Origin of the sequence: Pantoea sp. SIMBA_079 (assembly GCF_046940275.1) — a bacterium.
In the GTDB taxonomy this organism is placed as follows: Bacteria; Pseudomonadota; Gammaproteobacteria; order Enterobacterales; family Enterobacteriaceae; genus Pantoea; species Pantoea borealis.
Genome location: NZ_JAWRYR010001051.1, coordinates 1 through 228 on the forward strand (window position 1 = coordinate 1; position 228 = coordinate 228).

Here is a 228-nt window from a genome sequence, read left to right on the forward strand (position 1 = left end):
CATCCGGGCAATCAGGTACTGAATGTCGAATTCCTTCGGCTGCTTGACGAGGCCGTCGATGGTGAGCTTCCAGGGCAGCGGCTTGTAATTGCCGGAATTGGCGGAAGGGTCGCTCTTGTCCGTGCCGAACTCGTAGAAATTATTGTAGGTCGTGACGGCATCCTGCGGCGTCAGCTTCTCGTCCACCTTATAGGCGGAAGCCTTGGCCTTCAGCGGTTCGGCAAAAGC

1 pseudogene is annotated in these 228 nt (G+C 57.0%); it reads right to left on the minus strand.

Annotated features, from left to right (window positions below):
- A pseudogene (locus SB719_RS23140) lies at positions 1-228 on the minus strand (hypothetical protein); the annotation flags it as partial.